The organism is Marinobacter pelagius, from assembly GCF_003315345.1.
Classification (GTDB): Bacteria; Pseudomonadota; Gammaproteobacteria; order Pseudomonadales; family Oleiphilaceae; genus Marinobacter; species Marinobacter pelagius_A.
Map to the genome: position 1 here is coordinate 162,876 of NZ_QNRO01000002.1, position 24,723 is coordinate 187,598.

The 24,723-nt window shown below is 61.4% G+C and carries 29 protein-coding genes and 1 other RNA gene; 10 read left to right on the plus strand and 20 right to left on the minus strand.

The window, feature by feature from the left end; translation table 11 throughout:
• Window positions 1-305: 305 nt before the first annotated feature.
• Together DET50_RS02915 and rpiA are read right to left on the minus strand one after the other, a co-directional pair.
• Window positions 306-1,445 carry an acyl-CoA dehydrogenase family protein gene (locus tag DET50_RS02915; protein ID WP_113861387.1) on the minus strand — a complete coding sequence of 380 codons (1,140 nt, stop codon included), beginning with the start codon at window positions 1,443-1,445 and terminating at the stop codon, window positions 306-308.
• A gap of 135 nt (window positions 1,446-1,580) precedes the next feature.
• Window positions 1,581-2,261 (minus strand): ribose-5-phosphate isomerase RpiA, encoded by a 681-nt coding sequence (gene rpiA / locus DET50_RS02920; protein WP_113861388.1) that lies wholly within the window; start codon window positions 2,259-2,261, stop codon window positions 1,581-1,583.
• A 137-nt stretch (window positions 2,262-2,398) separates the two neighbouring features.
• Here rpiA and ilvA point away from each other — a divergent pair, with 137 nt between their 5' ends.
• Window positions 2,399-3,934: a threonine ammonia-lyase, biosynthetic gene (ilvA, locus tag DET50_RS02925; RefSeq protein WP_113861389.1), complete on the plus strand. Its 1,536-nt coding sequence runs from the start codon at window positions 2,399-2,401 to the stop codon at window positions 3,932-3,934.
• Between the two features lie 315 nt (window positions 3,935-4,249).
• Window positions 4,250-4,414 carry a hypothetical protein gene (locus DET50_RS19390; RefSeq protein WP_175497258.1) on the plus strand — a complete coding sequence of 55 codons (165 nt, stop codon included), beginning with the start codon at window positions 4,250-4,252 and terminating at the stop codon, window positions 4,412-4,414.
• On the opposite strand, the gene DET50_RS02930 is transcribed toward DET50_RS19390, so the two are convergent.
• From DET50_RS02930 to DET50_RS02955, 6 genes are all read right to left on the minus strand, one after another.
• The gene (locus DET50_RS02930) at window positions 4,384-5,031 is read right to left on the minus strand and encodes a 5-formyltetrahydrofolate cyclo-ligase (protein WP_113861390.1); all 648 of its coding nucleotides are present in this window, start codon (window positions 5,029-5,031) and stop codon (window positions 4,384-4,386) included. The two genes, DET50_RS19390 and DET50_RS02930, sit on opposite strands and share 31 nt — an antisense overlap.
• Before the next feature lie 4 nt (window positions 5,032-5,035).
• A non-coding RNA gene (ssrS, locus tag DET50_RS02935) (6S RNA) lies at window positions 5,036-5,217 on the minus strand.
• 51 nt (window positions 5,218-5,268) lie between these two features.
• The gene (locus DET50_RS02940; RefSeq protein WP_113861391.1) at window positions 5,269-5,565 is read right to left on the minus strand and encodes a cell division protein ZapA; all 297 of its coding nucleotides are present in this window, start codon (window positions 5,563-5,565) and stop codon (window positions 5,269-5,271) included.
• Entirely contained in the window at window positions 5,565-5,771 is a 207-nt protein-coding gene (locus DET50_RS02945; protein WP_092003681.1) for a TIGR02449 family protein, read from the minus strand. The genes DET50_RS02940 and DET50_RS02945 overlap by 1 nt, the downstream gene beginning before the upstream one ends.
• A 102-nt stretch (window positions 5,772-5,873) precedes the next feature.
• Window positions 5,874-7,145, minus strand: a complete 1,272-nt coding sequence (locus DET50_RS02950) for an ABC transporter permease (protein ID WP_113861392.1) — start codon at window positions 7,143-7,145, stop codon at window positions 5,874-5,876.
• Entirely contained in the window at window positions 7,142-7,855 is a 714-nt protein-coding gene (locus DET50_RS02955; RefSeq protein WP_113861393.1) for an ABC transporter ATP-binding protein, read from the minus strand. The genes DET50_RS02950 and DET50_RS02955 overlap by 4 nt, the downstream gene beginning before the upstream one ends.
• Before the next feature lie 107 nt (window positions 7,856-7,962).
• On the opposite strand from DET50_RS02955, the gene DET50_RS02960 reads away from it, so the two are divergent.
• On the plus strand, window positions 7,963-8,442 hold the full coding sequence (locus DET50_RS02960) for a DUF3299 domain-containing protein (RefSeq protein ID WP_258546039.1): 480 nt from the start codon (window positions 7,963-7,965) through the stop codon (window positions 8,440-8,442).
• Between the two features lies 1 nt (window position 8,443).
• On the opposite strand, the gene DET50_RS02965 is transcribed toward DET50_RS02960, so the two are convergent.
• On the minus strand, window positions 8,444-9,010 hold the full coding sequence (locus DET50_RS02965; RefSeq protein ID WP_181799912.1) for a ZrgA family zinc uptake protein: 567 nt from the start codon (window positions 9,008-9,010) through the stop codon (window positions 8,444-8,446).
• A 135-nt stretch (window positions 9,011-9,145) separates the two neighbouring features.
• On the opposite strand from DET50_RS02965, the gene DET50_RS02970 reads away from it, so the two are divergent.
• Genes DET50_RS02970 through DET50_RS02990 form a run of 5 tightly spaced genes read left to right on the plus strand, consistent with a single transcriptional unit; the run spans window position 9,146 to window position 14,558 of the window.
• Window positions 9,146-9,748, plus strand: a complete 603-nt coding sequence (locus DET50_RS02970) for a UPF0149 family protein (protein WP_113861396.1) — start codon at window positions 9,146-9,148, stop codon at window positions 9,746-9,748.
• Window positions 9,749-9,775: 27 nt separating this feature from the next.
• On the plus strand, window positions 9,776-11,095 hold the full coding sequence (pepP, locus tag DET50_RS02975; RefSeq protein WP_113861397.1) for a Xaa-Pro aminopeptidase: 1,320 nt from the start codon (window positions 9,776-9,778) through the stop codon (window positions 11,093-11,095).
• A 4-nt stretch (window positions 11,096-11,099) separates the two neighbouring features.
• Window positions 11,100-12,383 (plus strand): 2-octaprenyl-6-methoxyphenyl hydroxylase, encoded by a 1,284-nt coding sequence (ubiH, locus tag DET50_RS02980; protein ID WP_113861398.1) that lies wholly within the window; start codon window positions 11,100-11,102, stop codon window positions 12,381-12,383.
• Window positions 12,373-13,596 (plus strand): UbiH/UbiF/VisC/COQ6 family ubiquinone biosynthesis hydroxylase, encoded by a 1,224-nt coding sequence (locus DET50_RS02985; protein ID WP_113861399.1) that lies wholly within the window; start codon window positions 12,373-12,375, stop codon window positions 13,594-13,596. Before ubiH ends, DET50_RS02985 begins: the two co-directional genes overlap by 11 nt.
• Before the next feature lie 32 nt (window positions 13,597-13,628).
• Window positions 13,629-14,558 (plus strand): DUF808 domain-containing protein, encoded by a 930-nt coding sequence (locus tag DET50_RS02990; protein WP_113861400.1) that lies wholly within the window; start codon window positions 13,629-13,631, stop codon window positions 14,556-14,558.
• Window positions 14,559-14,566: 8 nt separating this feature from the next.
• Here the strand turns inward: DET50_RS02990 and DET50_RS02995 are convergent, their stop codons facing one another.
• The 9 genes from DET50_RS02995 to ubiE all read right to left on the minus strand — a co-directional run bounded on the left by DET50_RS02995 (window position 14,567) and on the right by ubiE (window position 20,726).
• A complete protein-coding gene (locus tag DET50_RS02995; protein ID WP_113861401.1) occupies window positions 14,567-15,286 on the minus strand; it encodes a 16S rRNA (uracil(1498)-N(3))-methyltransferase in 720 nt (239 codons plus the stop codon).
• Entirely contained in the window at window positions 15,283-16,071 is a 789-nt protein-coding gene (gene tatC, locus DET50_RS03000; RefSeq protein WP_113861402.1) for a twin-arginine translocase subunit TatC, read from the minus strand. Before tatC ends, DET50_RS02995 begins: the two co-directional genes overlap by 4 nt.
• Window positions 16,068-16,529: a Sec-independent protein translocase protein TatB gene (tatB, locus tag DET50_RS03005; RefSeq protein WP_113861403.1), complete on the minus strand. Its 462-nt coding sequence runs from the start codon at window positions 16,527-16,529 to the stop codon at window positions 16,068-16,070. The genes tatC and tatB overlap by 4 nt, the downstream gene beginning before the upstream one ends.
• An 11-nt stretch (window positions 16,530-16,540) precedes the next feature.
• Window positions 16,541-16,777 carry a Sec-independent protein translocase subunit TatA gene (gene tatA, locus DET50_RS03010; protein WP_113861404.1) on the minus strand — a complete coding sequence of 79 codons (237 nt, stop codon included), beginning with the start codon at window positions 16,775-16,777 and terminating at the stop codon, window positions 16,541-16,543.
• 91 nt (window positions 16,778-16,868) lie between these two features.
• Window positions 16,869-17,198 (minus strand): phosphoribosyl-ATP diphosphatase, encoded by a 330-nt coding sequence (locus DET50_RS03015; RefSeq protein WP_092003718.1) that lies wholly within the window; start codon window positions 17,196-17,198, stop codon window positions 16,869-16,871.
• Between the two features lie 10 nt (window positions 17,199-17,208).
• Window positions 17,209-17,625, minus strand: coding sequence for a phosphoribosyl-AMP cyclohydrolase (hisI, locus tag DET50_RS03020; protein WP_113861405.1), 417 nt, complete (start codon window positions 17,623-17,625; stop codon window positions 17,209-17,211).
• Between the two features lie 28 nt (window positions 17,626-17,653).
• Window positions 17,654-19,297 (minus strand): ubiquinone biosynthesis regulatory protein kinase UbiB, encoded by a 1,644-nt coding sequence (gene ubiB / locus DET50_RS03025; RefSeq protein ID WP_113861406.1) that lies wholly within the window; start codon window positions 19,295-19,297, stop codon window positions 17,654-17,656.
• Window positions 19,294-19,935: a ubiquinone biosynthesis accessory factor UbiJ gene (locus DET50_RS03030; RefSeq protein ID WP_113861407.1), complete on the minus strand. Its 642-nt coding sequence runs from the start codon at window positions 19,933-19,935 to the stop codon at window positions 19,294-19,296. The genes ubiB and DET50_RS03030 overlap by 4 nt, the downstream gene beginning before the upstream one ends.
• Complete coding sequence (gene ubiE, locus DET50_RS03035) at window positions 19,935-20,726, minus strand: bifunctional demethylmenaquinone methyltransferase/2-methoxy-6-polyprenyl-1,4-benzoquinol methylase UbiE (protein ID WP_113861408.1); 792 nt, start codon at window positions 20,724-20,726, stop codon at window positions 19,935-19,937. The genes DET50_RS03030 and ubiE overlap by 1 nt, the downstream gene beginning before the upstream one ends.
• Before the next feature lie 115 nt (window positions 20,727-20,841).
• Between ubiE and DET50_RS03040 the strand changes: the two genes are divergently transcribed.
• Window positions 20,842-21,120, plus strand: a complete 279-nt coding sequence (locus tag DET50_RS03040) for a polyhydroxyalkanoic acid system family protein (protein WP_113861409.1) — start codon at window positions 20,842-20,844, stop codon at window positions 21,118-21,120.
• A 4-nt stretch (window positions 21,121-21,124) separates the two neighbouring features.
• On the opposite strand, the gene DET50_RS03045 is transcribed toward DET50_RS03040, so the two are convergent.
• Both DET50_RS03045 and DET50_RS03050 read right to left on the minus strand, forming a co-directional pair.
• A complete protein-coding gene (locus DET50_RS03045) occupies window positions 21,125-21,874 on the minus strand; it encodes a DUF8198 family protein (protein ID WP_113861410.1) in 750 nt (249 codons plus the stop codon).
• 68 nt (window positions 21,875-21,942) lie between these two features.
• Window positions 21,943-22,866 (minus strand): alpha/beta hydrolase, encoded by a 924-nt coding sequence (locus tag DET50_RS03050; RefSeq protein WP_113861411.1) that lies wholly within the window; start codon window positions 22,864-22,866, stop codon window positions 21,943-21,945.
• A 326-nt stretch (window positions 22,867-23,192) separates the two neighbouring features.
• On the opposite strand from DET50_RS03050, the gene DET50_RS03055 reads away from it, so the two are divergent.
• Complete coding sequence (locus tag DET50_RS03055; protein WP_113861412.1) at window positions 23,193-24,593, plus strand: WS/DGAT domain-containing protein; 1,401 nt, start codon at window positions 23,193-23,195, stop codon at window positions 24,591-24,593.
• Window positions 24,594-24,723: the final 130 nt, after the last annotated feature.

Consider the following 24,723-nt stretch of genomic DNA (forward strand, 5'->3'; position numbering starts at 1 on the left):
GGACCTTCCGAAAAACGCCCGTGAATACGTCCCTGTAGGGCTCGGTCGCGCCATCCTTGGCGCTCCACGTTTTCGGAAGGTCCTGCCAGATAGACGCCCGAACTTTTGCGGTGCACCTACAAAGCGATGCTGAAAAGTTCGAATTGAGCGGCACAAGCGGTTAGCACATTCGCTGCGGGGGCCGTGCCAGTGGCTGCTCCAAAACTGTTGAGGGCCATGGACGGCCCGAAACAAGCGCACATGGACGTGCTCGTAGCGTGTTTTGGAACAGCCACTGGCACGGCCCCTGCCCCGCAACTAGAAGGCTACAATTTGATCTGCTTGGCAATCAGTTCCTTCATGATCTCCGTAGTGCCGCCGCCAATCGAAAGGATCTTGGCATCCCGGTACAGGCGCTCCACCACCGACTCCCGCATGTAACCCATGCCACCGAACAGCTGTACCGCCTCCCGGGTGACCTTCTCGCAGACGTCGACCGAAAAGTTCTTGGCCATGGCCACCTGCTTGATCGGGTTCTTGCCGGCCTGCATCAGGGCCGCGCAGCGGTAGGTGTATTCCCGGGCCACGTCGATCTGGGTGGCCATGTCCACCAGCTTGTGACGGCTGACCTGAAAGCCGGCGATGGTGCGGCCGAAAGCCTGGCGTTGTTTGGTGTAGTCCAGGGCGGCTTCGTAGGCGAGCTGGGCGGTCATGTAGGCCATGATGGACAGGCTCAGGCGTTCGGCCAGAAAGTTGCTCATGATCGCGATAAAGCCGGCGTTCTCGGCTCCGATCAGACGGTCGGCCGGTACCCGGCAGTCTTCAAAGAAGAGTTCGGCGGTGTCGCTGGCCCACCAGCCCATCTTGCGGAGCTTCTTGCCGGTGGAGAAGCCCAGCATGTCGCGGTCGATGAGCAGCAGGCTGATGCCGCCATGTCCCTCGCCGCCGGTGCGGACGGCGACAGTGTAGTGGTCGGCGCGCATGCCGCTGGTGATGAAGGTCTTGCTGCCGTTGACGATGTAGTGGTCGCCGTCCCGGACCGCCCGGGTTTTCAGGTTGGCGACGTCGGAGCCACCGCCGGGCTCGGTGATGGCCAGGGCGGAGATTTTCTCGCCGCGCAGGACCGGGGGCACGATCTGTTCCCGGATTTCTGGTTTGGCCCACTTGGCCACCGGGGGCAGGCCGATGTCCAGCGAACCCAGGCCTGCGACCAGGCCGCCGGAGGTGGAGCGCATCAGTTCTTCGGAGACAGCCACTTTCAGGAAGATATCACCTTCGCCGGTGCCGCCCAGGGCTTCGGGAAATCCGATGCCGAGCAGGCCGGCGTCGCCCGCTTTCTTGTACAGCTCCCGGGGAAATTCGCCCGCCTCTTCCCAGTCGTCGATGTGGGGCAGGACATGAGTCTCGATAAATTTCCGGGCACTGAGGCGTGCCTGTTCGTGGATATCATTGAAGTATTCGGACACGGTCGGGCTCCCTGTGGACAATCGTGAATAGAAGCAGTGTCACTCAAAATCTGGCACCAAGCAAGCGCTTGGTTTGTGCTTCGGCCCAAACAAAAAGGGCTGGCCCGGAAAGCCAGCCCCTCAGGCAGTCGTTAATCAGGCGCCCTTGCGGGGAATACTCTTGACGCCCTCACTGGTGCCCAGCAGTAACAGGTCGGCCGGGCGGCGGGCGAACAGACCGTTGGTGACCACGCCGACTATATTGTTGAGCTGTTCTTCTACGTGGATCGGCCGGGAGATGTCCATGTTGTGGACGTCGATGATGATGTTGCCGTTATCGGTGACCACGCCCTCACGGTACACCGGATCGCCGCCGAGTTTGACGATTTCCCGGCCTACGTGGCTTCGGGCCATGGGGATGACTTCCACGGGCAGCGGGAACTTGCCGAGCACGCCGACCATCTTGGATTCGTCGGCAATGCAGACAAAGGACTTGGCTACTGCTGCGACGATTTTTTCCCGGGTCAGGGCTGCGCCGCCGCCCTTGATCAGTTCCAGGCGTTCATTGGTTTCGTCGGCACCGTCCACGTAGAACTCCAGTTCACCGGCGCTGTTGAGGTCATACACCGGAATACCGTGGCTTTTCAGGCGTTCCGCGGTGGCTTCGGAGCTGGCCACGGCGCCGTCGAACTCGTTCTTCAGTTCGGCCAGCATGTCGATGAAGAAGTTGGCGGTGCTGCCGGTACCCACGCCGACGATGCTGTCGCTGTCGAGGCGGGGGGCGATGTAGTCCACGGCGGCTTTGGCCACGGCCTTCTTGAGTTCGTCCTGGGTCATGTCGGGCTCCGTCTGCAATTCCGGATGAAATTTACGGTCATTATAGCGGCCTGTGAGGTCTGCTTATAGACGGCTGCCGTGCAAACTTCCTACACTGTGGGTTTTTCCCGCACATTCACCAAGCAATCGGAACCACTATGCCGCAACGCTATATCAAGAAGATACTCGATGCGCGCGTCTATGACGTGGCCATCGAAACACCCCTGACTGAAGCCCGTAGCCTGTCCAAGCGCTTTGCCAACAACATTATGCTCAAGCGCGAAGACCTTCAGCCGGTGTTCTCCTTCAAGATTCGCGGCGCCTACAACCGGATTGCCCAGCTGTCTGAAGAGCAGAAAGCCAAGGGCGTGATCTGCGCCTCCGCCGGCAACCACGCCCAGGGTGTGGCCATGTCCGCAAAGGAACTGGGCATCAAGGCGGTGATTGTGATGCCTCAGACCACGCCGGACATCAAGGTGAAGTCGGTGCGGGACCGGGGTGCGAAAGTGGTGCTCAAGGGTGACGCCTTTGATGAGGCTGCCACCCACGCCCAGGAACTGATCAAAAAGCACGGCTACACCTATATTCCGCCCTACGATGATCCCGATGTCATCGCCGGGCAGGGCACCGTGGCCATGGAGATGATGTGGCAGTTCTCCCAGCCCCTGCACGCGGTCTTTATCCCCGTGGGTGGCGGCGGTCTGATTGCCGGCATGACAGCCTACATCAAGTACCTGCGCCCTGAGATCAAGGTGATCGGTGTCGAACCGGAAGACTCTAACTGCCTGCAGGCGGCCATGAAAGCCGGCGAACGGGTGATCCTGGATGAAGTCGGGATCTTTGCCGACGGGGTGGCGGTACGCCAGATCGGCGAGGAGCCCTGGAATATTTGCAAGGATCTGGTGGACGAGGTCATCACCGTCACCACTGACGAGATCTGCGCCGCCATCAAGGACGTGTTCGAGGATACCCGTTCCATCGCGGAGCCGGCCGGCGCACTTTCCATCGCCGGGCTCAAGAAGTACGTGGAGCGGGAACAGCTGGAAGGCGAGAACCTGGCAGCGGTGCTCAGCGGCGCGAACATGAACTTCGACCGCCTGCGCTACATTTCCGAGCGCACCGAGATCGGTGAGAAGCGCGAAGCTATCCTGGCGGTCACCATCCCGGAGAAGCCGGGGGCGTTCAAGACCTTCATCAACGCCCTGCACAAGCGCAGTATCACCGAGTTCAACTACCGGTATGCCGACGATCAGAAGGCCGTGATTTTCGTGGGTATCCAGATCCAGGCCGGCGGCCATGGCCGGGACGAGCTGGTGCAGGAACTGCGGGAAAGCGGCTACTCCGTGGTCGACCTGACCGACAGCGACCTGGCCAAGCAGCATATCCGCCACATGGTCGGCGGCCATGCCCCGAGCATCAGCAACGAGAAGGTCTACCAGTTCGAATTCCCGGAGCGTCCGGGGGCGTTGCTCAAGTTCCTGATGTCCCTGGGAACCCGTTGGAACATCTCCATGTTCCACTACCGTAACCACGGCGCGGCTTACAGCCGGGTCCTGTTGGGTGCTCAGGTGAACGACGAAGAAGAGCCGGATTTTGAAAAGATGCTCGACAAGGTCGGTTTCCGGTATGAGAACATGACCGATAATGAGGCCTACCGATTGTTCCTGGGAGCGGGGAACGGCGGCTCGACATAACTCGGGGCTGGAGGCGGGCGGAGGTTCTCTTCCCGAAACTGTGCGGAGCCATGGATGGCGGAGCTCAAGCGCCACAGGGACGTGCTTGAGCGGGTTTCGGGAAGAGAACCTCCGCCCGCCTCCGAAGGCTACGCACAGTTTCGGAGCCCCCCTCGAGGCATAGCCCCCCTGCCTCTCGGGAATTCTTACCGAATTTTAATCAGTCAAAAATTGTAAAATCAGAGTTAAGTGTTAGTCTTTCGTCTAATTCTCGGAAGCGAGAATAGCTCACTGATTTTCCGATAATTTACCAACCGCGTTCGAGGAAGAATAAAAATGGGTGGCAAGCCTGACATCATCAAAGCCATCGTGCTGATTTTTGCTGTCGGCCTTGTAGTAACCGGATTTACCTCTATCCACGCTTCGGAAGACAAACCCCGCTACCAGGATAACGTGACCATCAGCGCCCTTCAGGCCGGAGCAGACCGCCTGAACCGGTAACAGCGCCGGTCCGTTACCACGCTGTGCAGGGGCACATCCCAGGGCTCTATTGGCAGCGCTTTCACTCTCTGGAAATCATGGGCCAGGCCAATCAGCTTGGGGGCCAGCCGTGGCCGTAGCCGGCTGAAGGCAAAAGTCCGGTCATAGAATCCTCCGCCCATGCCCAGGCGCCCGCCATTCTCGTCAAAGCCCACCAGTGGAAACAGCACCGCATCCAGCGCCCAGGCCGGGCGACGCAGCCCTTTGCTGAACGCCGGCTCGGGAATACCGAAGCGGTTTGAAGTCAGCTCCACCCCGTCGTAGTAGGGGCTGAACACCAGTTTGCCGATATGAATCGGATGCAGCACAGGCAGATAGAAATTCACACCCTTGCGGCGGGCGATGTCCATGTAGATGTGGGGATCGATCTCGCCATCGTTGGGCAGGTAGACGGCCACGTGCCGGGCACGGTGCAGGTCCGGATTCTTCAGAAGGTTCAGCGCCAGGTATTCCGAGGCCTGCATCTGTTCTTCGAACGACAGCGAACGCCGCCTCTGGCGCAGGTGTTTGCGCAGCTGGCTTCGGTTCAGGTTATCAGGGTGGGATTCGAACGGTTGGGGAGGAACAAACTTGCTCAAAATAAAGCTTCCCGGGCTGCCGTTATCGGATGTGGCCCTTGAACCCAGAGTTCAAGGTCGGTGGCCGCTGTGACATATTAGGCTTTCCCCTGTCGGGGACGTGCTCACAATGCCCTGAAGTAGCCACCTGGGTAGTGCGCATCGGCTCGAGGACGTATCCGACCATCGCGAACAGCCCAGGAAGTTGGTCTCATTATACGGGCAGGTCCGGGGCCAATTGCAACACCTGAACCCTAATCAGTGCCCGGAATTTTCCCCGAGGGCATCGTCGAGCTTGCTGTCCATGGCCTTGAGAATCGAGCTGGTGGCGTCGGACATGGAATCCTGCTCCAGCAGCTCGTGGGTGATGTTGAGCGCGGCCATCACGGCAATGCGTTCAACGCCGAACACCTTGCCGCTGGAACGGATTTCCCGCATTTTGTGGTCCAGATGCCTGGCGGCGCGAATCAGGGCTTCTTGCTCTTCTTCCGGGCAGGCAACCAGGTATTCCTTGTCGAGAATCTTCACCTCAACGGTGGTGGATTGCTTAGACATCAGTGGTGCTCCAGTGCCCGCAGGCGGCCAATCATGGCTTCGATCTTGTTTTTGGCAAGATCATTCTTGTGTACCAGCTGAGCCCGCTCTCGGTTCCAGTCGTCCTGGAGCTCCCGCAGCATGGCGTTATCCCGCTCCAGTTTCTGACAGCGTTCGATCAGCTTGTCCAGCTTGTCCGCTAATGCCTGTACTTCGGACTGTTCCATGGCGTGCCCAACATCGTTTGTTATGAATGCAAATAACTATAAGTGTGGACGCTAAGTCGGTCAATTTACAGGGTTGTCATAGCGGCCCGGGCGTGACGCCGATCACTCGCCGATCTCACCGAGACCCTGGGTACGGGTCCGGCGCCAGGTGGCGAACGCCGGCAGCAGGCCGACCAGTGCCGCGGCGGCCGGTACGGTCGCGAGCAGTGCCCATTCGGTCGGGTTCAGGGGCCTGAGCGTCAGGTTGATCCCGTAGTTGTCCAGTAACCAGGGGGCAACGCCCGTGAGCAGGCCGGCGCCCACGGCCAGTGCGAGCAGGCAGGAGACCAGCGCCAGGGCAACACATTCGATCACGTGCAGGGAAGCCACCAGTCCCGTTGAGGCGCCGGTGGCCCGGAGCACTGCAATCTCGTGGGCCCTTTGGGCCTGCAGGGTCAGCAGGACCGCCACCAGTCCTACCAGGCTGGTGATGACCACGAAGCCGGTAATGCCTAGCAGGGCTTTCTCAAACTGTCCCATTAGGCGCCACAGTTCGCTCAGTGCAACACCCGGGAGAATGGCGGACAGGGGTTCCTCTGCCGACTGGTTCAGGGCACGCTGGAGCTGGAAGGTGAGTACGGGGGACTTCAGCCCCACGTAGGCGGCCGTTATGGCGTCCGGGGTAAAGGTCATCCCCCGGGTTTTTTCCGGGGTCAGCGTTCGTCCCGGAATCGCCACGCCGGATTCCCAGCCCACATGCATGGCCTCCATGCCTTCCAGGCTGATGTACACCGCCTGGTCGACCGGCGTACCGGTGGCCTCGAGAATCCCGGTGATCCGGAACGGGGTGTCCTCGTGATTGGAGAAGCTGGTCCTGCCGCCGCCGTGGGAAAGGATGACCTCCTCGCCGGGCTGATGCCCGAGCTCCCGGGCGACGCCGGCGCCGAGCACGACGTGGAACACGTCACTGAACCATTCCCCCTCGGCCAGGTTGACCGGCTGTTCCTGGCCATACCGGAAGTGTTCGGGGAAGTTGCTGTCCGTGGCCACCACCCGGTAGCCCCGGTAACTGTCGCCGAGGGAGATGGGAATCAGCCAGTCGATTCGTTGGTCTTCCTGAAGTCTCTGGAAGGTGGACCAGCGGATGTTGTTGGTGGCATCGCCGATGTGGAACACGGTATACAGAAGCAGGTTCAGCTGGCCGCTGCGGGCTCCGACGATCAGGTCGGTGCCGCTGATGGTGCTGGTGAACGACTGCCGGACTTCCGTGCGCAGGTACTGGATGCCCAGCAGCAGGCTGACGCTCAGGGTGAGGGTCAGGCACACCAGGGTCAGGACACGACGCCGGTGCCAGAGGCTTGCCAGGGCCAGGGAGAAGGCCAGCCGGGTTTTCATGATTCAGCTCCCAGATGGATCAGATGTTGGAAATGCCGGCTCAGGCTGCGGTCATGGCTGACAAAAATCACCGAGGCACCCCGCTTGTCGGCCAGCCCGAGCAACAGGTCCAGGAAACGATCCCGGTTGTCGGCATCCAGTGCCGATGTTGGCTCGTCTGCAAGGATAATGCCCGGGCTGCCGATCAGTGCCCGGGCCGCGGCTATCCGTTGCTGCTGGCCAATGGAGAGGCGGGTTACGTTGCGATGCCAGTGATTCTCGGGGATGGCGAGCAGCCCGAGCAGCTCTTTGGCAGCGGAATCCGGGTCGGGGCGGGTTTGTTCAAGGCGAACGCGGGACAGGCGGCAGGGCAGGGTAACGTTGGCCAGGGCGCTCAGGTAGGGCACCAGGTTGAACTGCTGGAAAATGACGCCGATGTGGTCAGCCCGGAACCGATCCCGGGCGCCGGAGCCCAGGCGCTGCAATTCGGAACCGAAAATGCGGACGGACCCGGAGTGGGGTGCCTGCATGCCCGACAACAGGCTTAGAAGGGTACTTTTGCCGCTGCCACTGGCGCCTTGAAGGAACAGATGTTCCCCACAGGGAATGGTCAGGTCCGGAAACCGGAGCATGGGTTGAGTCGCGGCCCATTGGAAGCCGAGGTCCCGAGCCTCGAGGGCAAGCTCTCCGTCTTTAGCCGGATTGTGGCGGGTTTCTGTCGTGCTGGTCATGTTGGCGATCGTTGTCCCCGGTGTATGATACCTGCTGGTCCGGACCCTGAACCCCAGGAGTAACCTCGTTGATGTTTCATGTTTTCCTTTCGTACCGTTTTGCCGGCATGGTCCTGGCGGCCTTGCTCGGATTTGCCTCCGTGTCCGTAGCCGCGGAGCCCAGGGAGATCGACTGGCTCGAACTCATGCCTGCCGAGGATCTGGCGCTGCTGGAAAATATGCCAGAAGTCGAGCATGAGGGCGACGGCCCGGCCATCCTGCCGGATGAAATCATGACCGGGCGCGTGGTGCCGGAAATGGGTAATGTGGAGGGGCGAATTCCCGGCTTTGTCGTTCCGCTGAAAACCACCAACGACATGAAGATCCTGGAATTCTTCCTGGTCCCTTACTATGGCGCCTGTATCCATGTGCCACCGCCTCCGCCCAACCAGATCATCCACGTGAAATACAAGGAGGGCTTCTACCTCGAAGCCCTGTATGACCCGGTGTGGATCGAAGGCACCCTGGTGATCGAGCGTACCGAGAACGAGATCGGCACCTCCTCATACTCCATGGAGGCCCGGAGTGTGACGCCTTACACCGAGTAAGTTATTGCCCCAGTTCGACCGCTTGTTCACTATGCTCCAGGCGTGTAGCGCCCTGTGCCATGGCGCCCGCCCACTGCACGTCCAGGTGCTCAAGGCGTTCTAGCCGGGTGGTGAGCGGGGTAATCAGGGTAGTGGCATTCTGAACGCCGGGGCACGTCAGCGTCTGGATGACTTCAAAGGCTGAATGGCCGCTACCGTGATCCTCGTGCTCGTGTTCGTTACCCTCGTGGTGCTGTTCCTGTTCCTGTTCCTGTTCCGGGCCGCTGTGATGCACTTCCGAGCTGATTACGGTGCAGGTGCCGTCCGGGGTATCGATCAACGGTGTTCCGGCAAACCAGTCATTGGCTTGCTGCAGCGCCCGGGTCTGGGCTTTGGTTCTGACCTCGTGCTCGAAGCCCAACACGTTGTAGGCGGGTGAGACAAACATCACCTCTACCTTGTTGCCGTCAACCGCAAATGACAGTTCGGCGTGACCATGCTGGTGGGCGCCGGGGTTTTCGCTGGCAGCGGCTGCGCCGGCGAGGAGGGACAGCGGAAGTAGCAGCAATCGGTATCCGAATCGTTTCATCATGCTCTCCAGTAGTAGATGTTATGTTATAACATATTGTGATTTCCCGGCGGCAAAAGCAAGCGACAAGTGCCTTGGTGTCGCCTGAATGCTAGGATAGGAACTTCATTCAACAACACAGGGTTGTCTTGATTCATGTCCGAATCCGACACTTCTTCCGGCGCCGCCCGCGCCGCAGAATTCGAACGTTGGGCCAATGTGTTTACTGCCCATCAGGCTTTCAGTCACCCCTCGGAACTCCACGGCGCACTGTGTGGTCGGCTCGCCGCCGGTTCCCGTATCCAGGAACCTGAATGGCTGAACATGGTGTGCGAGCACATGGGGCTTCCGGAAGACGCGGCTGAAGAATCCGACGACCTGGCGCCCTTCATGAACAAGGCTTACGAACAGACCCTGGCGCTCTTGCAATCGGCCGACATGAGTTTCCATCCTTTGTTACCGGATGACGACTACGCCATCGAGCAGCGGCTGGAAGCTCTGATTTCCTGGGTGCGCGGTTTCCTTGAGGGCATGGCCCTGGCCGCCGGAGAGTCCCTGGGCCAGGCCCCGGACGAGATCCGTGAGCTGATCGAGGATATGGTGGCAATCAGCCAGCTCTCCGAGGATGAGGAAGCCGACGAGGAAAGTGAGCAGCAGCTGCTGGAAATCACCGAGTATGTCCGGCTCGGGGCCCTGGCCGTGTTTACTGAATTCAATGCCCCGGAGAAGCCGGCCTCCAATTCGCCGACCCTGCACTGAGCCGGGTCCAGACCTATGGGAGAATCTATGTCGTCCATGATACCCGTGAAGGAGTTCGCCGAGCGCCGCCGTAAGCTGATGGAGCGCATGGCGCCGGATAGTATCGCCATCCTGCCAGCGGCCCCGGAGCGGGTGCGTAACCGGGATGTACTCCACCCCTTCCGGCAGGACAGTGACTTCCAGTATCTGACCGGCTTTGGTGAGCCCGAGGCGGTGCTGGCCCTGATTCCCGGTCGCGAACATGGCGAGGCGGTGCTGTTCTGCAAAGAACGCCACCCGGAGAAAGAACTGTGGGACGGTTTTCTGTGTGGTCCCGAAGGCGCTATCGAGCGGTATGGTCTGGACGATGCTTTCCCGATTTCGGATATCGACGACATCCTGCCGGGTATGATCGAAGGTCGCAGCCGGGTCTATTATCCCCTGGGCAAGGACCAGAGCTTCGATCACCGGGTCATGGAGTGGGTCAAGACCCTCCGCAGCAAGGTGCGCACCGGCGCCCATCCCCCCGGAGAGTTTGTGGCTCTGGAGCACCTGCTCCACGACCTGCGCCTGTACAAGAGCGCCAACGAGATCAAGGTGATGGCGAAGGCCGGCAAGATCAGTGCCGAAGCCCATCGCAACGCCATGAAACGGGCGCGCCAGGGTGGTTTTGAATACAACCTGGAAGCCACCCTGATCCATACCTTCATGGAACACGGCGCCCGGTCCACCGCTTACCCCTCCATCGTGGGCGGCGGCGCCAATGGCTGCATACTGCATTACATCGAGAACAGTGCGCCCCTGAAAGAGGGGGATCTGGTGCTGATCGATGCCGGTTGTGAACTGGAATGCTACGCCTCGGACATTACCCGGACCTTCCCCGTCAGCGGCAGGTTCAGCCCGGAGCAGCGAGCCCTTTACGAAGTGGTGCTGGCGGCCCAGTACGAGGCCATTGATGCCGTGCGGCCCGGTAATCACTGGAACCATGCCCATGAGGCAGCGCTCAGGGTGCTCACCCAGGGGCTGATCGATCTCGGCCTGTTGTCCGGGAATGTGGATGAGGCCATCGAGAAGGAAGCCTATAAGCCTTTCTTCATGCACCGCACCGGCCACTGGCTGGGTATGGATGTGCATGACGTGGGTGACTACCGGATCGGAGAGGCCTGGCGGGAGCTGGAGCCGGGTATGGTCCTGACGGTGGAGCCCGGCCTGTACATCGCCCCGGACAACACCAGTGTGGACGAGAAGTGGCGTGGAATTGGCATCCGCATCGAGGACGACGTGGTGGTAACCAAAGACGGTTGCCGCGTGCTGACCGAAGAGGTGCCCAAGACCATTGCCGAGATTGAAGCGTTGATGGCGGACTGACACGGTGACCGCATCCGAGACTGACCTGATTATTGCCGGTGGCGGCCTGGCTGGCGCCACCCTGGCCCTGGCGCTGGCCCGGACCGTGCCCGAGCTTCGGGTGACGGTAGTGGAGACCTTCCCGTTGTCTCCGGATGCCCTGCCGGAGGACTACCAGCCCAGTTATGACGCCCGTTCCACAGCGTTGTCCTGGGGTTCCAGGCTCATTTTTGAAGAGCTGGGACTCTGGTCGGCGCTGTCGGAACACGCCACGCCCATCCGCCATATCCATGTTTCCGATCGCGGCCATTTCGGAGCCACCCGACTGCATGCGGAAGATCATCACCAGCAAGCTCTCGGCTATGTGGCCGACAATCGCTGGATGGGGTTGTGCCTGATGCGGGCGTTGCTCGATACCGGTGTGCAGTGGCAGGCGCCGGCGGAGGTTATGGACATGACTCCGACACAGGACGGTGTTGACGTGCTGATCCGCAAGGACGGCCAGGAGGAGCGAGTCTCCGGGCAATGCCTGGTGGTGGCCGATGGCGGCCGTTCCGGACTGCGGGAAAAGCTGGGCTTTGTCACACGCACCGAAAACTACGGGCAGAATGCGCTGATTGCCAATGTCTCCACCGGTGAGTCCCACCAGTTTACTGCCTATGAACGCTTTACCGGCGATGGCCCGATGGCGCTGTTGCCCCACGGCTCGCCCCGCCGGCCCGAGAACCAGTCGGCGCTGGTGTGGACCCTGACCGATGAGGCCCTGGCGGAGGTGCTGGAGCTGTCGGATGAGCAGAAGTGCCGGCGTTTGCAGGAGCGGTTTGGCTGGCGGCTGGGTCGGTTCACCCGGATCGGCCAGTGCAGCCACTACCCGTTAAAGCTCACCACCATGGATGAGGTCGTACGCCCGGGCGTGGCGCTGGTGGGCAACGCTGCCCATGCCCTGCACCCGGTGGCCGGGCAGGGCTTCAACCTGGCCCTGCGGGGATTGATGACCCTGGTGGAACAGTTCCGGCGGGCGGTGGACGAGGGCTGTTCGATTGGTGAGCTGTCGGTGCTCGGTGAATACCAGCGGCGCCATCGCCGGGACTGGCAGCAGACGGTACAGTTCTCGGATTCTCTGATCCGGATCTTCGGCCAGTCGCTGTTAACCGTGGCAACAGCACGGGATGCCGGGCTGGTCGGGCTCGACCTGGTGCCCGGCGCCAAGCGCTGGTTTGCCCGAAAAGCCATGGGCATAGGCGGCCGCAGGGCGGTTGTTCCATCAGTTTCCACAGCGACCAGTGAGGATTCCCGCCATGATCAGTAATGCCGACACCCGCTCCTTCGATATTGTCGTCGTCGGTGGTGGCATGATCGGATCGGCCCTGGCGCTGGGGTTGTCCCGCCAGGGCTGGCAGGTCGGTCTGGTCGAAGGTGCCTCGCGGGACACATTACTCGCGGCGGTGGAGCCCGCCTCAACGGTGGAAGGCTTCGAGCCCCGGGTCAGTGCCATTTCCGCAGCCAGTCAGCGGCTGCTGGAAGAGCTGGGGGCCTGGTCTGGCGTGACGGCGAGCCGCCACTGCGGCTACCGGGAAATGATCGTATGGGATGGTGATGGTACCGGCCGGATCCATTTCGATGCCGCTGAACTGCATGCCCGGGCGTTGGGCACCATCGTCGAGAATCGCAACATCGTCCGGGCCTTGTTCCGGAAATTGCTGGCCAGTGAGGTAACGCTATTTGACGGGGTCCGCGTGCGGAGCTGGTCCCGGACGGAAGGCGTTGAACTGGAAGACGGTAGCCGGCTGGCGGCCCGGCTGGTGATCGGAGCCGATGGCGCCAACTCGCGCCTGCGCCAGTGGGCGAGAATGCCCACGCGGGAATGGGATTACGACCAGCAGGCCATTGTCTGCACGGTGCGGACGGCCCAGAGCCACCGTTATACCGCCTGGCAGCGGTTTTCCCCTGGCGGTCCGCTGGCTTTCCTGCCGCTGCTGAATGAACATCTTGATGAACACTTCTGTTCCATTGTCTGGTCCCAGGATACCCCTGAAGCCCGCCGGCTGATGGCCCTCGGTGATTATGATTTCCGGGTTGAACTGGAGCGGGCCATCGAAGGTGAGCTGGGCAGTGTGACTGCGGTTTCCCGCCGTTTTGCCTTTCCCCTGCGGCAGCGCCATGCCAAGGATTATGTGGCCGATGGCTTGGCCCTGGTGGGGGATGCGGCCCATACCATCCATCCCCTGGCCGGCCAGGGTGCCAACCTGGGGTACGGGGATGTGCGGACCCTGCTTGATGAAATGAAACGGGCGAAGTCGCTTGAGCTGGTTCCGGATGATGAACTGGTTCTGGCCCGCTATCAGCGCCGCCGCAAAGGTGAGAACCTCACCATGATGGCGGCCATGGAGGGCTTCAAGCAGTTGTTTGCCCGGGATGAGTTGCCCCTACGCTGGCTTCGCAATGCGGGCATGCGCTGGCTGGACCGGCTTGGGCCGGTCAAGAACCGTATAGCCGCCGAGGCCATGGGCCTCGCTGATTAACCGATAGAGCCACCAGAACAAGGGATTTTCCCATGGCAGGAAGCAGTCTGCTCGCACTGATCGACGACATCGCCACCATCCTCGACGATGTCTCCCTCATGACCAAGGCCGCCACCAAGAAAACCGCGGGGGTTCTGGGGGATGATCTGGCGCTCAATGCCCAGCAGGTCACCGGCGTGAAACCGGCCCGGGAATTGCCCGTTGTCTGGGCGGTAGCCAAGGGGTCCTTTGTCAATAAGGCGATCCTGGTGCCAGCCGCGGTGGCCATCAGCTACTTTGTACCCTGGTTGGTGATCCCGCTGCTGATGCTCGGCGGTGCGTTCCTGTGTTTCGAGGGCTTCGAGAAGCTGGCCCACAAGTTTCTGCACGGCAAGGAGGATGACGCCCACAAGCAGGAATTGCACGAGGCCCTGAAGAATCCGGATGTCGACCTGAAGGTGGTGGAAAAGGACAAGATCAAGGGCGCGATACGCACGGATTTCATCCTGTCGGCGGAAATCATCGCCATCACCCTGGGTACCGTCACCGGGCAGGGCATCGGTATGCAGTTCCTGGTGTTGACGGTCGTGGCGGTCATGGTCACAGTCGGGGTTTATGGCCTGGTGGCCGGTATCGTGAAGCTGGACGATGGCGGACTGTACCTGAGCCAGAAGGACAGTGGTTTGGCCCAGCGCCTCGGCGAAGGCATCCTCTGGCTCGCCCCCTACATGATGAAGACCCTGTCGATCCTGGGCACCATTGCCATGTTCCTGGTGGGCGGTGGCATTCTCACCCATGGTCTGCCACCGGTCTACGATGCCATCCACCATTTCGCCGAAGGCTTTGGTGGTATCGGCGCCACGCTGGTGTCCACCCTGGCTGATGGCCTGTTCGGGGTTCTGGCCGGTGGCATCCTGGTCGGGGTACTGACGCCCCTGATCAACTGGTGGCAGAAACGCCGCGAAGAAGCTGCGAAAGGGTAGGCTGCGGGTTATCGGCAGGCGTCAAACAGCCGGCTGACCAGCACCGGCACGGCGGTTTCCACGCGGAGGATCCGGGGGCCGAGATGGACCTCCTGGCAACCGGCTTCCTCCAGTTTGCCGACCTCGTACGGGGTGAACCCTCCCTCGGGCCCGACACAGAGCACGGCCGGTTCATCCAGGTGCACAGGGCAGGGCGTGGGTGTACCGGGATGGGCCACTAGTGCCCGCTTGCCGGCGAGGATGCCCGGCAGCTCGTCTTCCACGAAGGGTTTGAACAGTTTGCGGATGTGAACGGTCGGCATCACCGTATCTTTGGCCTGCTCGAGGCCCAGGGTCAGGTTTTCCCGCAGGTTGTCCTCCGACAGCCAGGGGGTCTGCCAGAAACTCTTCTCCACCTTGTAGCTGTTGATCAGCCAGAGATCCTTGATACCGAGGGAGGCGCAGGTCTGCAGTACCCGGCGGAACATCTTGGGCCGGGGCATAGCCAGGATCAGAGTGAGCGGCAGCGGGGTTGGCGGTAGTTGGTCCAGCGTCACCTGCAGTTCCGCTTCGGTGTCCGTCAGCCGGATTACCTCTCCACTTCCCATCAGGCCATCAACGCGACCCACAGGAATGTGGTCACCAGCGGCGACCTTCAGTACAGACTGAAGATGGGTCAGCCGGCGGCCGGTCAGCACGGCCCGGTCCGGGGTGACAAAATCCTCTGCAAACAGCAGTGCCAGGTTCATTCGCCGGGGAATTCTTCCGTATCCTCGCTGGCTACCTCACGGCGGGCCAGGCGGCCGAACAGGATGCCGAACTCGAACAGGATCCACATGGGGACGGCGAGCAGGGTCTGGGAGATGATGTCCGGGGGAGTCAGCAACATGCCGATGATGAAACAGCCGACCACCACGTAGGGACGCTTGGCGGCCAGGTCGTCCGGGGTGGTGGCGCCGGTCAGGATCAGCAGCACCGTGGCGATCGGGATCTCGAAGGCCACCCCGAACGCAAAGAACATCTTGAGCACGAAATTCAGGTAGCTGCTGATGTCCGGCAGCTCCACAATGCCCTCGGGTCCGATGGCGGTAAAGAACCCGAACACCAGTGGAAACACCACGTAATAGGCAAACGCGGCACCGGCATAGAACAGGATCACCGAGGTGAAAAGCAACGGGAATGCCAGGCGCTTCTCGTGGGCATATAGCCCCGGGGCGATGAAGCTCCAGAGCTGGTAGAGGATGATCGGGATCGCGGCAAAGACCGAGAGCACCAGCGCCAGCTTCAGGGGTGCGAAGAAGGGTGAGGTGACGTCGGTGGCGATCATGCTCTGGCCAACCGGCAGCAACTCCCGGATCGGTTCACTCAACCAGAGATAGAGTTCATTGGCGAAGGGATAGATCGCGGCGAAACAGATCACCACGGCCAGCACCATCTTCAACAGCCGGTTGCGCAGCTCGAGCAGGTGCTCGATCAGTGGCATTTCCGGTTGTTGTTCGGTATGGATCTGGTTGCCGTCTGGCTGTTGGGTCATGAACGGTTATCCGACGGGCCTGATTGGGTCTCGCGTTCACCGGAGGCTTCGCTGGACGGTTCCGGTGTCTTGGAGTCCTGGCTGTTTCTGTCTGCGCCGGAGGAATCCGTTTCCCCGTCTTCACCGGCCATGCGGCGTGTTGCCGGCGCAGGCCTGGGCTTGCGGGTTTCGTCGTCGGCCAGGATCATGTGCTCGTACTTCTTGGCCTCATCCAGAGCCCCCCGCACGGTTTTCTGCACATCGTCCAGGCCGACATCGCCCGCTTTGCGGAGTTCCTCGCGCAGCTCCTCGGCTTTCAATTGCCGGTCAAGCTCGGAACTGAACTGGCCGACCATACGGCGCGCTGCCCCCACCCAGCGCCCGGCAGCCCGGGCGGCCGTGGGGAGCCGTTCGGGGCCAAGCACCAAAAGGGCAATAACGCCGCAGATCAGCAGCTCAAGGAAGCCGATATCGAACATTCAGCCAGGTCTCAGCTGTGGGTTTTTTCCCGGGGCTTGTCTTCCGCTTCAGCCTGTTTGGGCTCGGCCTCGGACTTTTCTTCCAGGGAGTCCTTTTCGTCCTTCGCGGTGTCATCGTCATTCATGGACTTCTTGAAGCCGCGAATAGCGCCACCGAGGTCGCTGCCGATGTTCCGCAGTTTCTTGGTTCCGAACAGCAGGATGACAATGCCAAGTACGATCAGGAGTTGCCAGATACTGATACCCATGCGGGGTTCCTCATTCTCATTGTTTCAGTTCAGAGACATTGTACGTTAACGGAGCCGTCATGCGGAAACCCCCGAAAGGGGTAATACCTGCCTACTTGCTCCGGGATGCCTTTTCTTCCAGTCCTGACAGGTCGAAACGCCGTGCCAGTTCGTTCAGGACGTCGTCTGGTCCGAGTCCCAGCCGGGACAGCATGACCATGCTGTGAAACCACAGATCAGCGGTCTCATAGACCACATCCGAGGTTTCGCCGCTGTGCTCGGCATCCTTGGCAGCCAGCAGGGTTTCGGTGCATTCCTCACCGACCTTTTCCAGGATCTTGTTCAGCCCTTTGGCATGCAGGCTGGCGACATAGGATGACTCCGGGTCTGCGTTCTTGCGGGCTTCCAGTACCTGGGCCAGGCGTTCCAGTACATCACTCACGGGCTGCTCCTTACTTGTTGCCATAGATTGCGTCCGGATCCTTGATCACCGGATCCACCGCAACCCACGCTCCGTCCTTCAGGGTACGGTAAAAACAGCTGCGTCGGCCAGTATGGCACGCAATGCCGCCTTTCTGCTCGACTTTCAGCAGAATCACGTCCTCGTCGCAGTCCAGCCGGATGTCCTTCACCACCTGTTGGTGGCCGGATGTCTCGCCCTTGCGCCAGAGCTTGCCACGGGAGCGGGACCAGTACACCGCATGACCTTCTTCCGCGGTCAGCCGGAGGGATTCCCGGTTCATCCAGGCCATCATCAGGATCTCGCCGGTTTCGGCATCCTGGGCAATGGCCGGGACCAGACCGTCCTCGGTCCAGCGAATGGCATTCAACCAGTCAGGGCTGTCGACAGTAGCGGAGCTTTTTTGCATTTATGTGAATCCCGGTTTGTCTTGTGGTTTAACGGCCGCCGCGCAGCACCAGCGCGCCGGCGATGGCCAGCAGGGCCCAGCTCCATGCCGGCGTGTTCTCGACCCAGGCCCGGGCCTCGGGCTGGGTGCCGATCACCGCCGCAGCCACCAGTACCACAGCCAGGCCGGCCCGGCGCCAGCGTCGCTCGGTGCGGGCCTGCTGCTGCCGCAACAGCTCCAGTGTATCGCGGTTTTGCTGTTCGGTGGGCCCGGCATGCCGCATCTGCAACAGGGCGTCGTGGATCAGTTGCGGCATCTCCGGTGACTGTTCGAGCCAGGAGGGCAGGTGAGACTGCAGCGACTTCAGCAATCCGGAGGGGCCAATGCGCTTGCGCATCCAGTCCTCGAGGAACGGCTGGGCGGTGCTCCAGAGATCCAGTTCCGGATACAGCTGGCGGCCCAGGCCTTCGACATTGAGCAGGGTTTTCTGCAGCAGTACCAGCTGGGGCTGGACCTCCATATTGAAGCGCCGGGCAGTCTGGAACAGCCGCAGCAGGAAGTGACCGAAGGAGATGTCCTTCAGGGGGCGTTCGAAGATCGGCTCGCACACGGTGCGGATGGCGGCCTCGAACTCGTTGACCCGGGTGTCCGGTGGTACCCAGCCGGACTGGATATGCAATTGCGCCACCTGGCGGTAATCCCGGCGGAAGAAGGCCAGCAGGTTGCGGGCCAGGTAGCTCTGGTCATCCGGGGCCAGGGTGCCGACAATGCCAAAATCGATGGCGATGTAGCGCGGGTCTGCCGGGTTGGACACGTCGACGAAGATATTGCCGGGGTGCATGTCGGCATGGAAAAAGCTGTCCCGGAACACCTGGGTGAAGAAGATTTCCACGCCCTTTTCCGCCAGTACCTTCATGTTGACCCCGGCGGCTTCCAGCGCGGGTGCGTCGGCGATCGGAATGCCGTGGATGCGTTCCATCACCAGTACCGACTTGCGGGTGTAGTCCCAGTCGATAAAGGGGATGTAGATCAGCGACGACTTCTCGAAGTTGCGGCGCAGCTGGCTGGCGTTGGCGGCCTCGCGCTGCAGGTCCAGTTCATCGTGGATGGTGGAATCGTAGTCGGCGACCACGTCCACCGGGTGCAGGCGCTTGCCCTCGGACCAGTACTTCTCCAGCAGGCCGGCCATCAGGTACATGAGGGCCAGGTCCTGGTGAATCACCTTTTCGATGCCCGGCCTCAGCACCTTGACCACCACACGCTGGCCGTTGGGCAGGGTGGCGGCGTGGACCTGGGCCACCGAGGCGGACGCCATGGGATCAGGAGAAAACTCCGCAAACAGTTCGGATACCGGCTTGCCCAGGGAGGTTTCGATGATGTTGCGGGCGGTGTCGCTGGGGAAGGGCGGTACCCGGTCCTGGAGCTGCTTGAGGGACTCGGCCATGTCGTCCGGCAGCAGGTCGCGCCGGGTGGACAGGATCTGGCCGAATTTCACGAACACCGGTCCCAGCTCTTCCAGGGCCAGACGCAACCGGTCGCCCCGGCTCAGTTTCGGCTGCGGGAACAGGTGCCAGGGAGCCAGCAGGAAGAACACCTTCAGGGGTGTCGGCAATTCGGCGATGGGCAGAAACGTGTCCAGGCGGTAACGGCAGAATACCCAGGCAATTCGGAACAGGCGTCTCAGGCGGGTCACGGGTTCTCCGGTTCGTCAGTGATTTCGCGGTCTTCCAGCAGCCGGAGCCGGGCTTCCAGGCGCTCGGTGCGCAGGCTCAGCTCATCGATATCCCCGAAGGTGGCTTCCAGTTCCCGGCGCCCGGGTAGCGTGCGACTCTCCTCGTGGAGGTATTCCTCGATGTTCGCGTTCATGGAGCGGACCGCTTCCCGGCTCCATTTCACTGCATGGCGCAGGCGTTTGCCAAGGAAGTGTGCCGGCACGTCGCCGATATGCCGGGCCATGGCGGCTTCCCAGTCGGGATCCAGCTGGTTCAGGGCCCGCTGGAGCTGGTGGGCGAGGCCGGTATCGCCATCCACAGCCAGCCGTCCGTCCGCAAATACCCGGTCATCGCCCACGGCCAGGGCGGCAAAGGCCAGCGGCCGGCCACTGATCCGCAGCGCTGGTTCCATTGGAGGCTGGCTGCTGACCTGAACCCGTTCCCCGGTCTGGTCGAGGGTATAGGTCAGTGGTACCGGGGCGGTAATATCCAGCTGCACCGGGCCCGTCAGTGCTTTGACCAGGGACTGGCGACCGGCCGGGTCCAGCTCGAGTGCCCGGTTCAGGGCATTCTCGATGATGGCGCTGGCGGCAGCCTGCAGGGTCGGGCCCGGAAACATCAGGGCTTGATTCCCGCGTGCAGGGCGACGATGCCGCCGGTCATGTTGTAGTAGCGGCAATTCACCAGGCCGGCGTTCTCCATCATGCCCTTGAGGGTTTCCTGATCCGGGTGCATGCGGATGGACTCGGCCAGATACTTGTAGCTCTCGCTGTCACCGGCGATCAGTTGACCCATCAACGGCAGCGCGTTGAAGGAGTACATGTCGTAGGCCTTGTTCAGCAGCGGGTTGGTGGGCTTGGAGAACTCCAGCACCATCAGCTTGCCGCCGGGTTTGAGTACCCGGGCCATGTCGCGCAGGGCCTGATCCTTGTCCGTCACGTTGCGCAGGCCGAAGGCGATGGACACGGCGTTGAAGTTGTTGTCCGGGAAGGGCAGGTGCTCGGCATCCGCCTGCACGTATTCGATATTGCCGGCGTAACCCCGGTCCATCAGCCGGCTGCGGCCGACCTGGAGCATGGAGGCGTTGATGTCGGCGAGGACGACCTTGCCCGATGGACCCACGAGATCTGAGAATTTCATGGTCAGGTCGCCGGTGCCCCCGGCGATGTCAAGGACCTGGTGCCCCGGGCGCACTCCGGAAAGCTCGATGGTGAAACGCTTCCAGAGCCGGTGAATGCCCATGGACATGAGGTCATTCATGAGGTCGTACTTGCCCGCCACGCTGTGGAAGACCTCGGCCACCTGGCCGGCCTTCTGGCTTTTCGGCACGTTGCGGAAACCGAAATGGGTAACGTCGTCCTGGCCGTTTCTGGAACCGTACGCATTGGCTGGCGTTTGCTGCTCGCTCATGGGGGATGTCCTGTCAGAATCTGAACCCCGTATTCTAACGGTTGGCGGGGTGGCTACAAGTTTAATACCGCCTTACACTGTAAAACCGTTTCAATTTGGAAGAGAAAACTGATCCATGTCTGTCATCGATGTTCATCGCCCCCATTCCCTGGACAAGGAGCACGCCCGCCAAGCGGCAGAAACCCTGGCCCAGGATCTGTCGAAGCAGTTCGATGTGCATTATCAGTGGGAAGGTGATGTCATGAAGTTCAAGCGCAGTGGCGTAAAAGGCCACCTGAACATCACCCCGGATGACCTGCATATCCGTCTGGAATTGGGCCTGATGCTGCGGCCGTTCAAGCACCGCATCGAGCAGGAGATTCACAGCCAGCTCGACAAGATCATCCAGGCCTGACGGCTCAGAGGTCGCCCGGTAGCTCGAAAGGCGCCGGGTGGCCCGCCAGAATCTGCTCCATTACTCTCCGTTCCCGCCACACCAGCCGTTCAATCAGGCCATCGACATTGTCCATCTTGCGAAAGGCACTGTAACCGCGGTGCAGAAAACTGTGCAGGTCGCTCAGGTCCGCCATTTCCGCCGGTGTTTTCGCCATGGACAGCAGCCAGCCCAGGGTGCGGTTGCGCACGTAGCGGTCCAGCTGCTGCCCGACCTCGGCAACCAGTTGAATCTGCCTTGACCGGTCGTCCAGCCGCCGGCTTGCCCGGTAGGCCTCGCAGTAGACCGTGGTATCCAGTTCCGCCACCGGCTGCCGGTTCCGGTCGAGCAGTTCGGCCAGTTCCAGGTCCAGCTCCTGGGTCACCAGGTTCAGCTCCACCAGCCCGGCAAAGGTATCCAGCAGGTTGTCCGGCAGCCATTTGACCATTTTCGGGAAAATCCGGTCGATGTTGTCGTCCCGGCGGGTCATGCCGGCGGGTGCATAGAGATCGGTGAGTAGGAATTCCAGGCCGGGGCGGTAGGCGGGATGGTCATACAGGTCCTGGTGGGTGGCTTTGAGTCGTCGGGCCTGCCAGTCCGCCACCCTGAAAGTGTCCTCTGCCAGCGGGTGCGCCGACTTGTGCTGCCGGAAGTCGTGGTACGCCAACAGCAACCGCTGAAGCCGGCTTGCCGCTTCGGAATGAACAGGGGTGGCGACCAGGCGGTCACGGTACATGGGGCAGCTCCGCTAAACCGTGGATGGGGGCGCCAGTTTAGCGGAGCGGAACCGGAGATGCAGCAGGGTCATCCCTGGGCGGTGGCCGGCAGGTTCTCGAAGCCGGGGACCCATTCCTTGCTGTCCAGGGTAATGAAGTGGCTCGGTGCTTCGGTTTCCACGATCCGCATGGTGGTCGGGCTCTGCCGGGCGCTGGCCAGCATGGCGGAGCGGTCCAGGATCCGGTCCACCGCCGGGATCAGGAAGGTGCCGTGGCGGATATGCTGGTACACCGAGGTGTCGGTCCGCGTCATCCAGTCCATGATATTCTCGATGTTGCGGACAATGGTCAGATGGTCCTTGGTGGCGGAGAACAGCTTACTCAGCAACTGCTTCTTCCGTGGATTCATCTTGCCGAAGAAAGTCTGGCCGTAGGCGGACTGGGGCGCACTGTTGATCAGTCGAATCAGCCAGGGCCACATGCCATGACTGACCGGCTCCAGCAGCATGGTCACCAGACCGTGCAGCCGTCCCTGGGGAAGTACCGGGGCCTCGAGTACCACTTCCACCTCCTCGTAGAGTTCGGGCCATTGCTTCATGGCTTCGAGGATCACCGCGCCGCCGCGGGAGTGGCCGTGCACACGGATGTTACGGGTGGTGGGCAGGTTGGCCAGGGACTGGTTGAGGATGCAGGCATCGTATTCGATGGTGCCTTCCAGATGCTTGATGGGCACTTCCCAGTCCGGAGTCTCGGGTGTGACGCCGTTCACCGGAATGTGGTAGTTGCTGCAGGTCAGCAGGATCAGTTCGGTGGTGGCCCGTTCGTAGGCCTGGGTGAAGTAGCAGTGGTTCTCGAGAAAGCCGTGCACACCAATAACCGTCTGCTCCGCCTTCCCACTGTGGTTGCGGACCGAAACAGCACCCTTGCCCACGCGATAGACGCGCCCCGAGAACATCTCGGAGTAGGCGCTCTCGATGGGCTTGATCAGCTTGCGAACATGGCTCGCTTTCATACCTGCTCTCCCCCCAGCACTGCAAATGTCGGTTATTGGTATTGGTTTGTGCTGGTAACCTTGTTGTACCGCGATGGTGGCGGGCATTTATTGGCGCCGGATACACTTTTTTCGGCATTCCCCGGCCAATAGACAGGGGATCGCGCCCGCTAATAACCATTGCATCAAGGCTTATAACCAGTATAGGACTGAACAGTTACTCACGTGTAATTTTTTGTAACCGTGTGCGGCGCTCGCCGTGTGGAGCCGTTTCGGGTTGTCTGGCACAATGCGGTGTTCGGTTTTTACGTACCATTGGATGTTACTGACCCCGGGGACCCTCAGGTTTGAGTCAAGCGCAATCGCATCTCCTGCTGCCCGCAGATTCGGCCTGGCTGGCACTGGAGCGCCCGGATAATCCGATGACCATTACCGTGATGCTGAGGGTCGATGGGCTCACCGCGCCCCGGTTTCGTGAATTCCTGGAGGTGTACTGGATTGCCTGGGAGCGCTTTGTGCATCGCCCGGTGCAGAGAGGCCCCGGCTGGTGGTGGCAGCGGGATGCCGAGTTCGATGTCCGGCGTCATCTGGACGTGGTCATCGAGCGCTTCTCAGAGGAGGGGCTGCAGGAATGGGTGTCCGCCCGGCTGAATGAACCCTTGCCGCTGTTCCGTCCGATGTGGAAGTTCTGGCTGGCACCCAATGCCCCCGGCGGTGCCGCGCTGGTGTTACGGATGCACCATTGCTACGCCGATGGCCTGTCCCTGCTGGGGATCTTTGACCAGCTCTGCCCGGCCTCGCCGAGGCAGCACCCGGCGCTCTATGGCGCGCCGGAACAGGGTGAGTTTTCCCGCTGGACCACCGCCGCCCAGGCCTGGCTGGAACAGTTGGTGCCGGGGCAACAAGACCGGGAACCCGGGGCCGATGAGTCCCGATCGGCGACAGCTTCCTTGGAGTACGCGGGGCAGGCCCTTGAGCAATACGCCCAGAAAGGCCTGCGCTTGCTGAACGAAGTCACGGACTTTCTGGTAGAGCCCGAAGACTCCCCCTCCGAACTCCGGCGGCCGCTGCTGGGCAGGCGTCATTGCCGCTGGTCGACACCGGTCCCGCTCGAGCGCTTCGGTGCCATTGCCCGGACTACCAACGTCACCATCAATGATGTGTTGCTCAGTTGCGTGGCAGCCGCAGCCCGGCCCAGATTGGGGCTGAGTGATGACGAGCTGGAACAGGCGGTCATGCATGCCGCGGTGCCGGTGGATATCCGTGGCCGTCTGCCGGAGGAGCTGAAACCGAAGCCCGGAACCCTGGGAAATTACTTTGGTACTGTGTTTGTACCGCTGCCAGTGGATGGCGAAAGCCCCCTGGAGCGGCTGTACCGGATCAAGCAGGAAACCCGCCGGCTGAAGAAAAGCTGGCAGCCGGGCATTGCCTGGGGGCTGGCCTCCACCGCCTCGGTGATCCCCGATCCGTTGCGCCAGCCCATCGCCGATGTGTTCTACCGCAAGGCGTCGGTGGTGGTGTCGAACGTACCCGGCAAACGGGAACCGCGCTATCTCGCCGGCTGCCGGATCACCGAACAGATGTTCTGGGTGCCGCAGGCCGGCGATATCGGTGTCGGTATCAGCATCGCCAGTTACGCCGGCCAGGTCCAGTTCGGTGTGGTGGCGGACGAGTCGGTGATGTCGGATCCGTCGTCGTTCCTGGATGACTGCGTGCAGGAGCTGGACCGTTTTCCGGGTGGGTCGTAATCCCGAAATCCATTCTGGAGATTACGACTTAAGTGCCGGTTCGCTGGTGATTGACTGTCAGCGGCATCGTGAATTGACCGCGCGGTATGCTGAAATCAATGGCTTACGATGACTCACCCGGTTCGATAAA

Bases quoted from the DNA above. Each gene is read 5' to 3' on its own strand.
- rpiA (WP_113861388.1), bottom strand. From the start codon at position 2,261: ATGACCCAGGACGAACTCAAGAAGGCCGTGGCCAAAGCCGCCGTGGAC.
- ilvA (WP_113861389.1), top strand. From the start codon at position 2,399: ATGCCGCAACGCTATATCAAGAAGATACTCGATGCGCGCGTCTATGAC.
- DET50_RS19390 (WP_175497258.1), top strand. From the start codon at position 4,250: ATGGGTGGCAAGCCTGACATCATCAAAGCCATCGTGCTGATTTTTGCT.
- DET50_RS02940 (WP_113861391.1), bottom strand. From the start codon at position 5,565: ATGTCTAAGCAATCCACCACCGTTGAGGTGAAGATTCTCGACAAGGAA.
- DET50_RS02945 (WP_092003681.1), bottom strand. From the start codon at position 5,771: ATGGAACAGTCCGAAGTACAGGCATTAGCGGACAAGCTGGACAAGCTG.
- DET50_RS02950 (WP_113861392.1), bottom strand. From the start codon at position 7,145: ATGAAAACCCGGCTGGCCTTCTCCCTGGCCCTGGCAAGCCTCTGGCAC.
- DET50_RS02955 (WP_113861393.1), bottom strand. From the start codon at position 7,855: ATGACCAGCACGACAGAAACCCGCCACAATCCGGCTAAAGACGGAGAG.
- DET50_RS02960 (WP_258546039.1), top strand. From the start codon at position 7,963: ATGGTCCTGGCGGCCTTGCTCGGATTTGCCTCCGTGTCCGTAGCCGCG.
- DET50_RS02965 (WP_181799912.1), bottom strand. From the start codon at position 9,010: ATGAAACGATTCGGATACCGATTGCTGCTACTTCCGCTGTCCCTCCTC.
- DET50_RS02970 (WP_113861396.1), top strand. From the start codon at position 9,146: ATGTCCGAATCCGACACTTCTTCCGGCGCCGCCCGCGCCGCAGAATTC.
- pepP (WP_113861397.1), top strand. From the start codon at position 9,776: ATGTCGTCCATGATACCCGTGAAGGAGTTCGCCGAGCGCCGCCGTAAG.
- DET50_RS02985 (WP_113861399.1), top strand. From the start codon at position 12,373: ATGATCAGTAATGCCGACACCCGCTCCTTCGATATTGTCGTCGTCGGT.
- DET50_RS02990 (WP_113861400.1), top strand. From the start codon at position 13,629: ATGGCAGGAAGCAGTCTGCTCGCACTGATCGACGACATCGCCACCATC.
- DET50_RS02995 (WP_113861401.1), bottom strand. From the start codon at position 15,286: ATGAACCTGGCACTGCTGTTTGCAGAGGATTTTGTCACCCCGGACCGG.
- tatC (WP_113861402.1), bottom strand. From the start codon at position 16,071: ATGACCCAACAGCCAGACGGCAACCAGATCCATACCGAACAACAACCG.
- tatB (WP_113861403.1), bottom strand. From the start codon at position 16,529: ATGTTCGATATCGGCTTCCTTGAGCTGCTGATCTGCGGCGTTATTGCC.
- tatA (WP_113861404.1), bottom strand. From the start codon at position 16,777: ATGGGTATCAGTATCTGGCAACTCCTGATCGTACTTGGCATTGTCATC.
- hisI (WP_113861405.1), bottom strand. From the start codon at position 17,625: ATGCAAAAAAGCTCCGCTACTGTCGACAGCCCTGACTGGTTGAATGCC.
- DET50_RS03030 (WP_113861407.1), bottom strand. From the start codon at position 19,935: ATGTTTCCGGGCCCGACCCTGCAGGCTGCCGCCAGCGCCATCATCGAG.
- ubiE (WP_113861408.1), bottom strand. From the start codon at position 20,726: ATGAGCGAGCAGCAAACGCCAGCCAATGCGTACGGTTCCAGAAACGGC.
- DET50_RS03040 (WP_113861409.1), top strand. From the start codon at position 20,842: ATGTCTGTCATCGATGTTCATCGCCCCCATTCCCTGGACAAGGAGCAC.
- DET50_RS03045 (WP_113861410.1), bottom strand. From the start codon at position 21,874: ATGTACCGTGACCGCCTGGTCGCCACCCCTGTTCATTCCGAAGCGGCA.
- DET50_RS03050 (WP_113861411.1), bottom strand. From the start codon at position 22,866: ATGAAAGCGAGCCATGTTCGCAAGCTGATCAAGCCCATCGAGAGCGCC.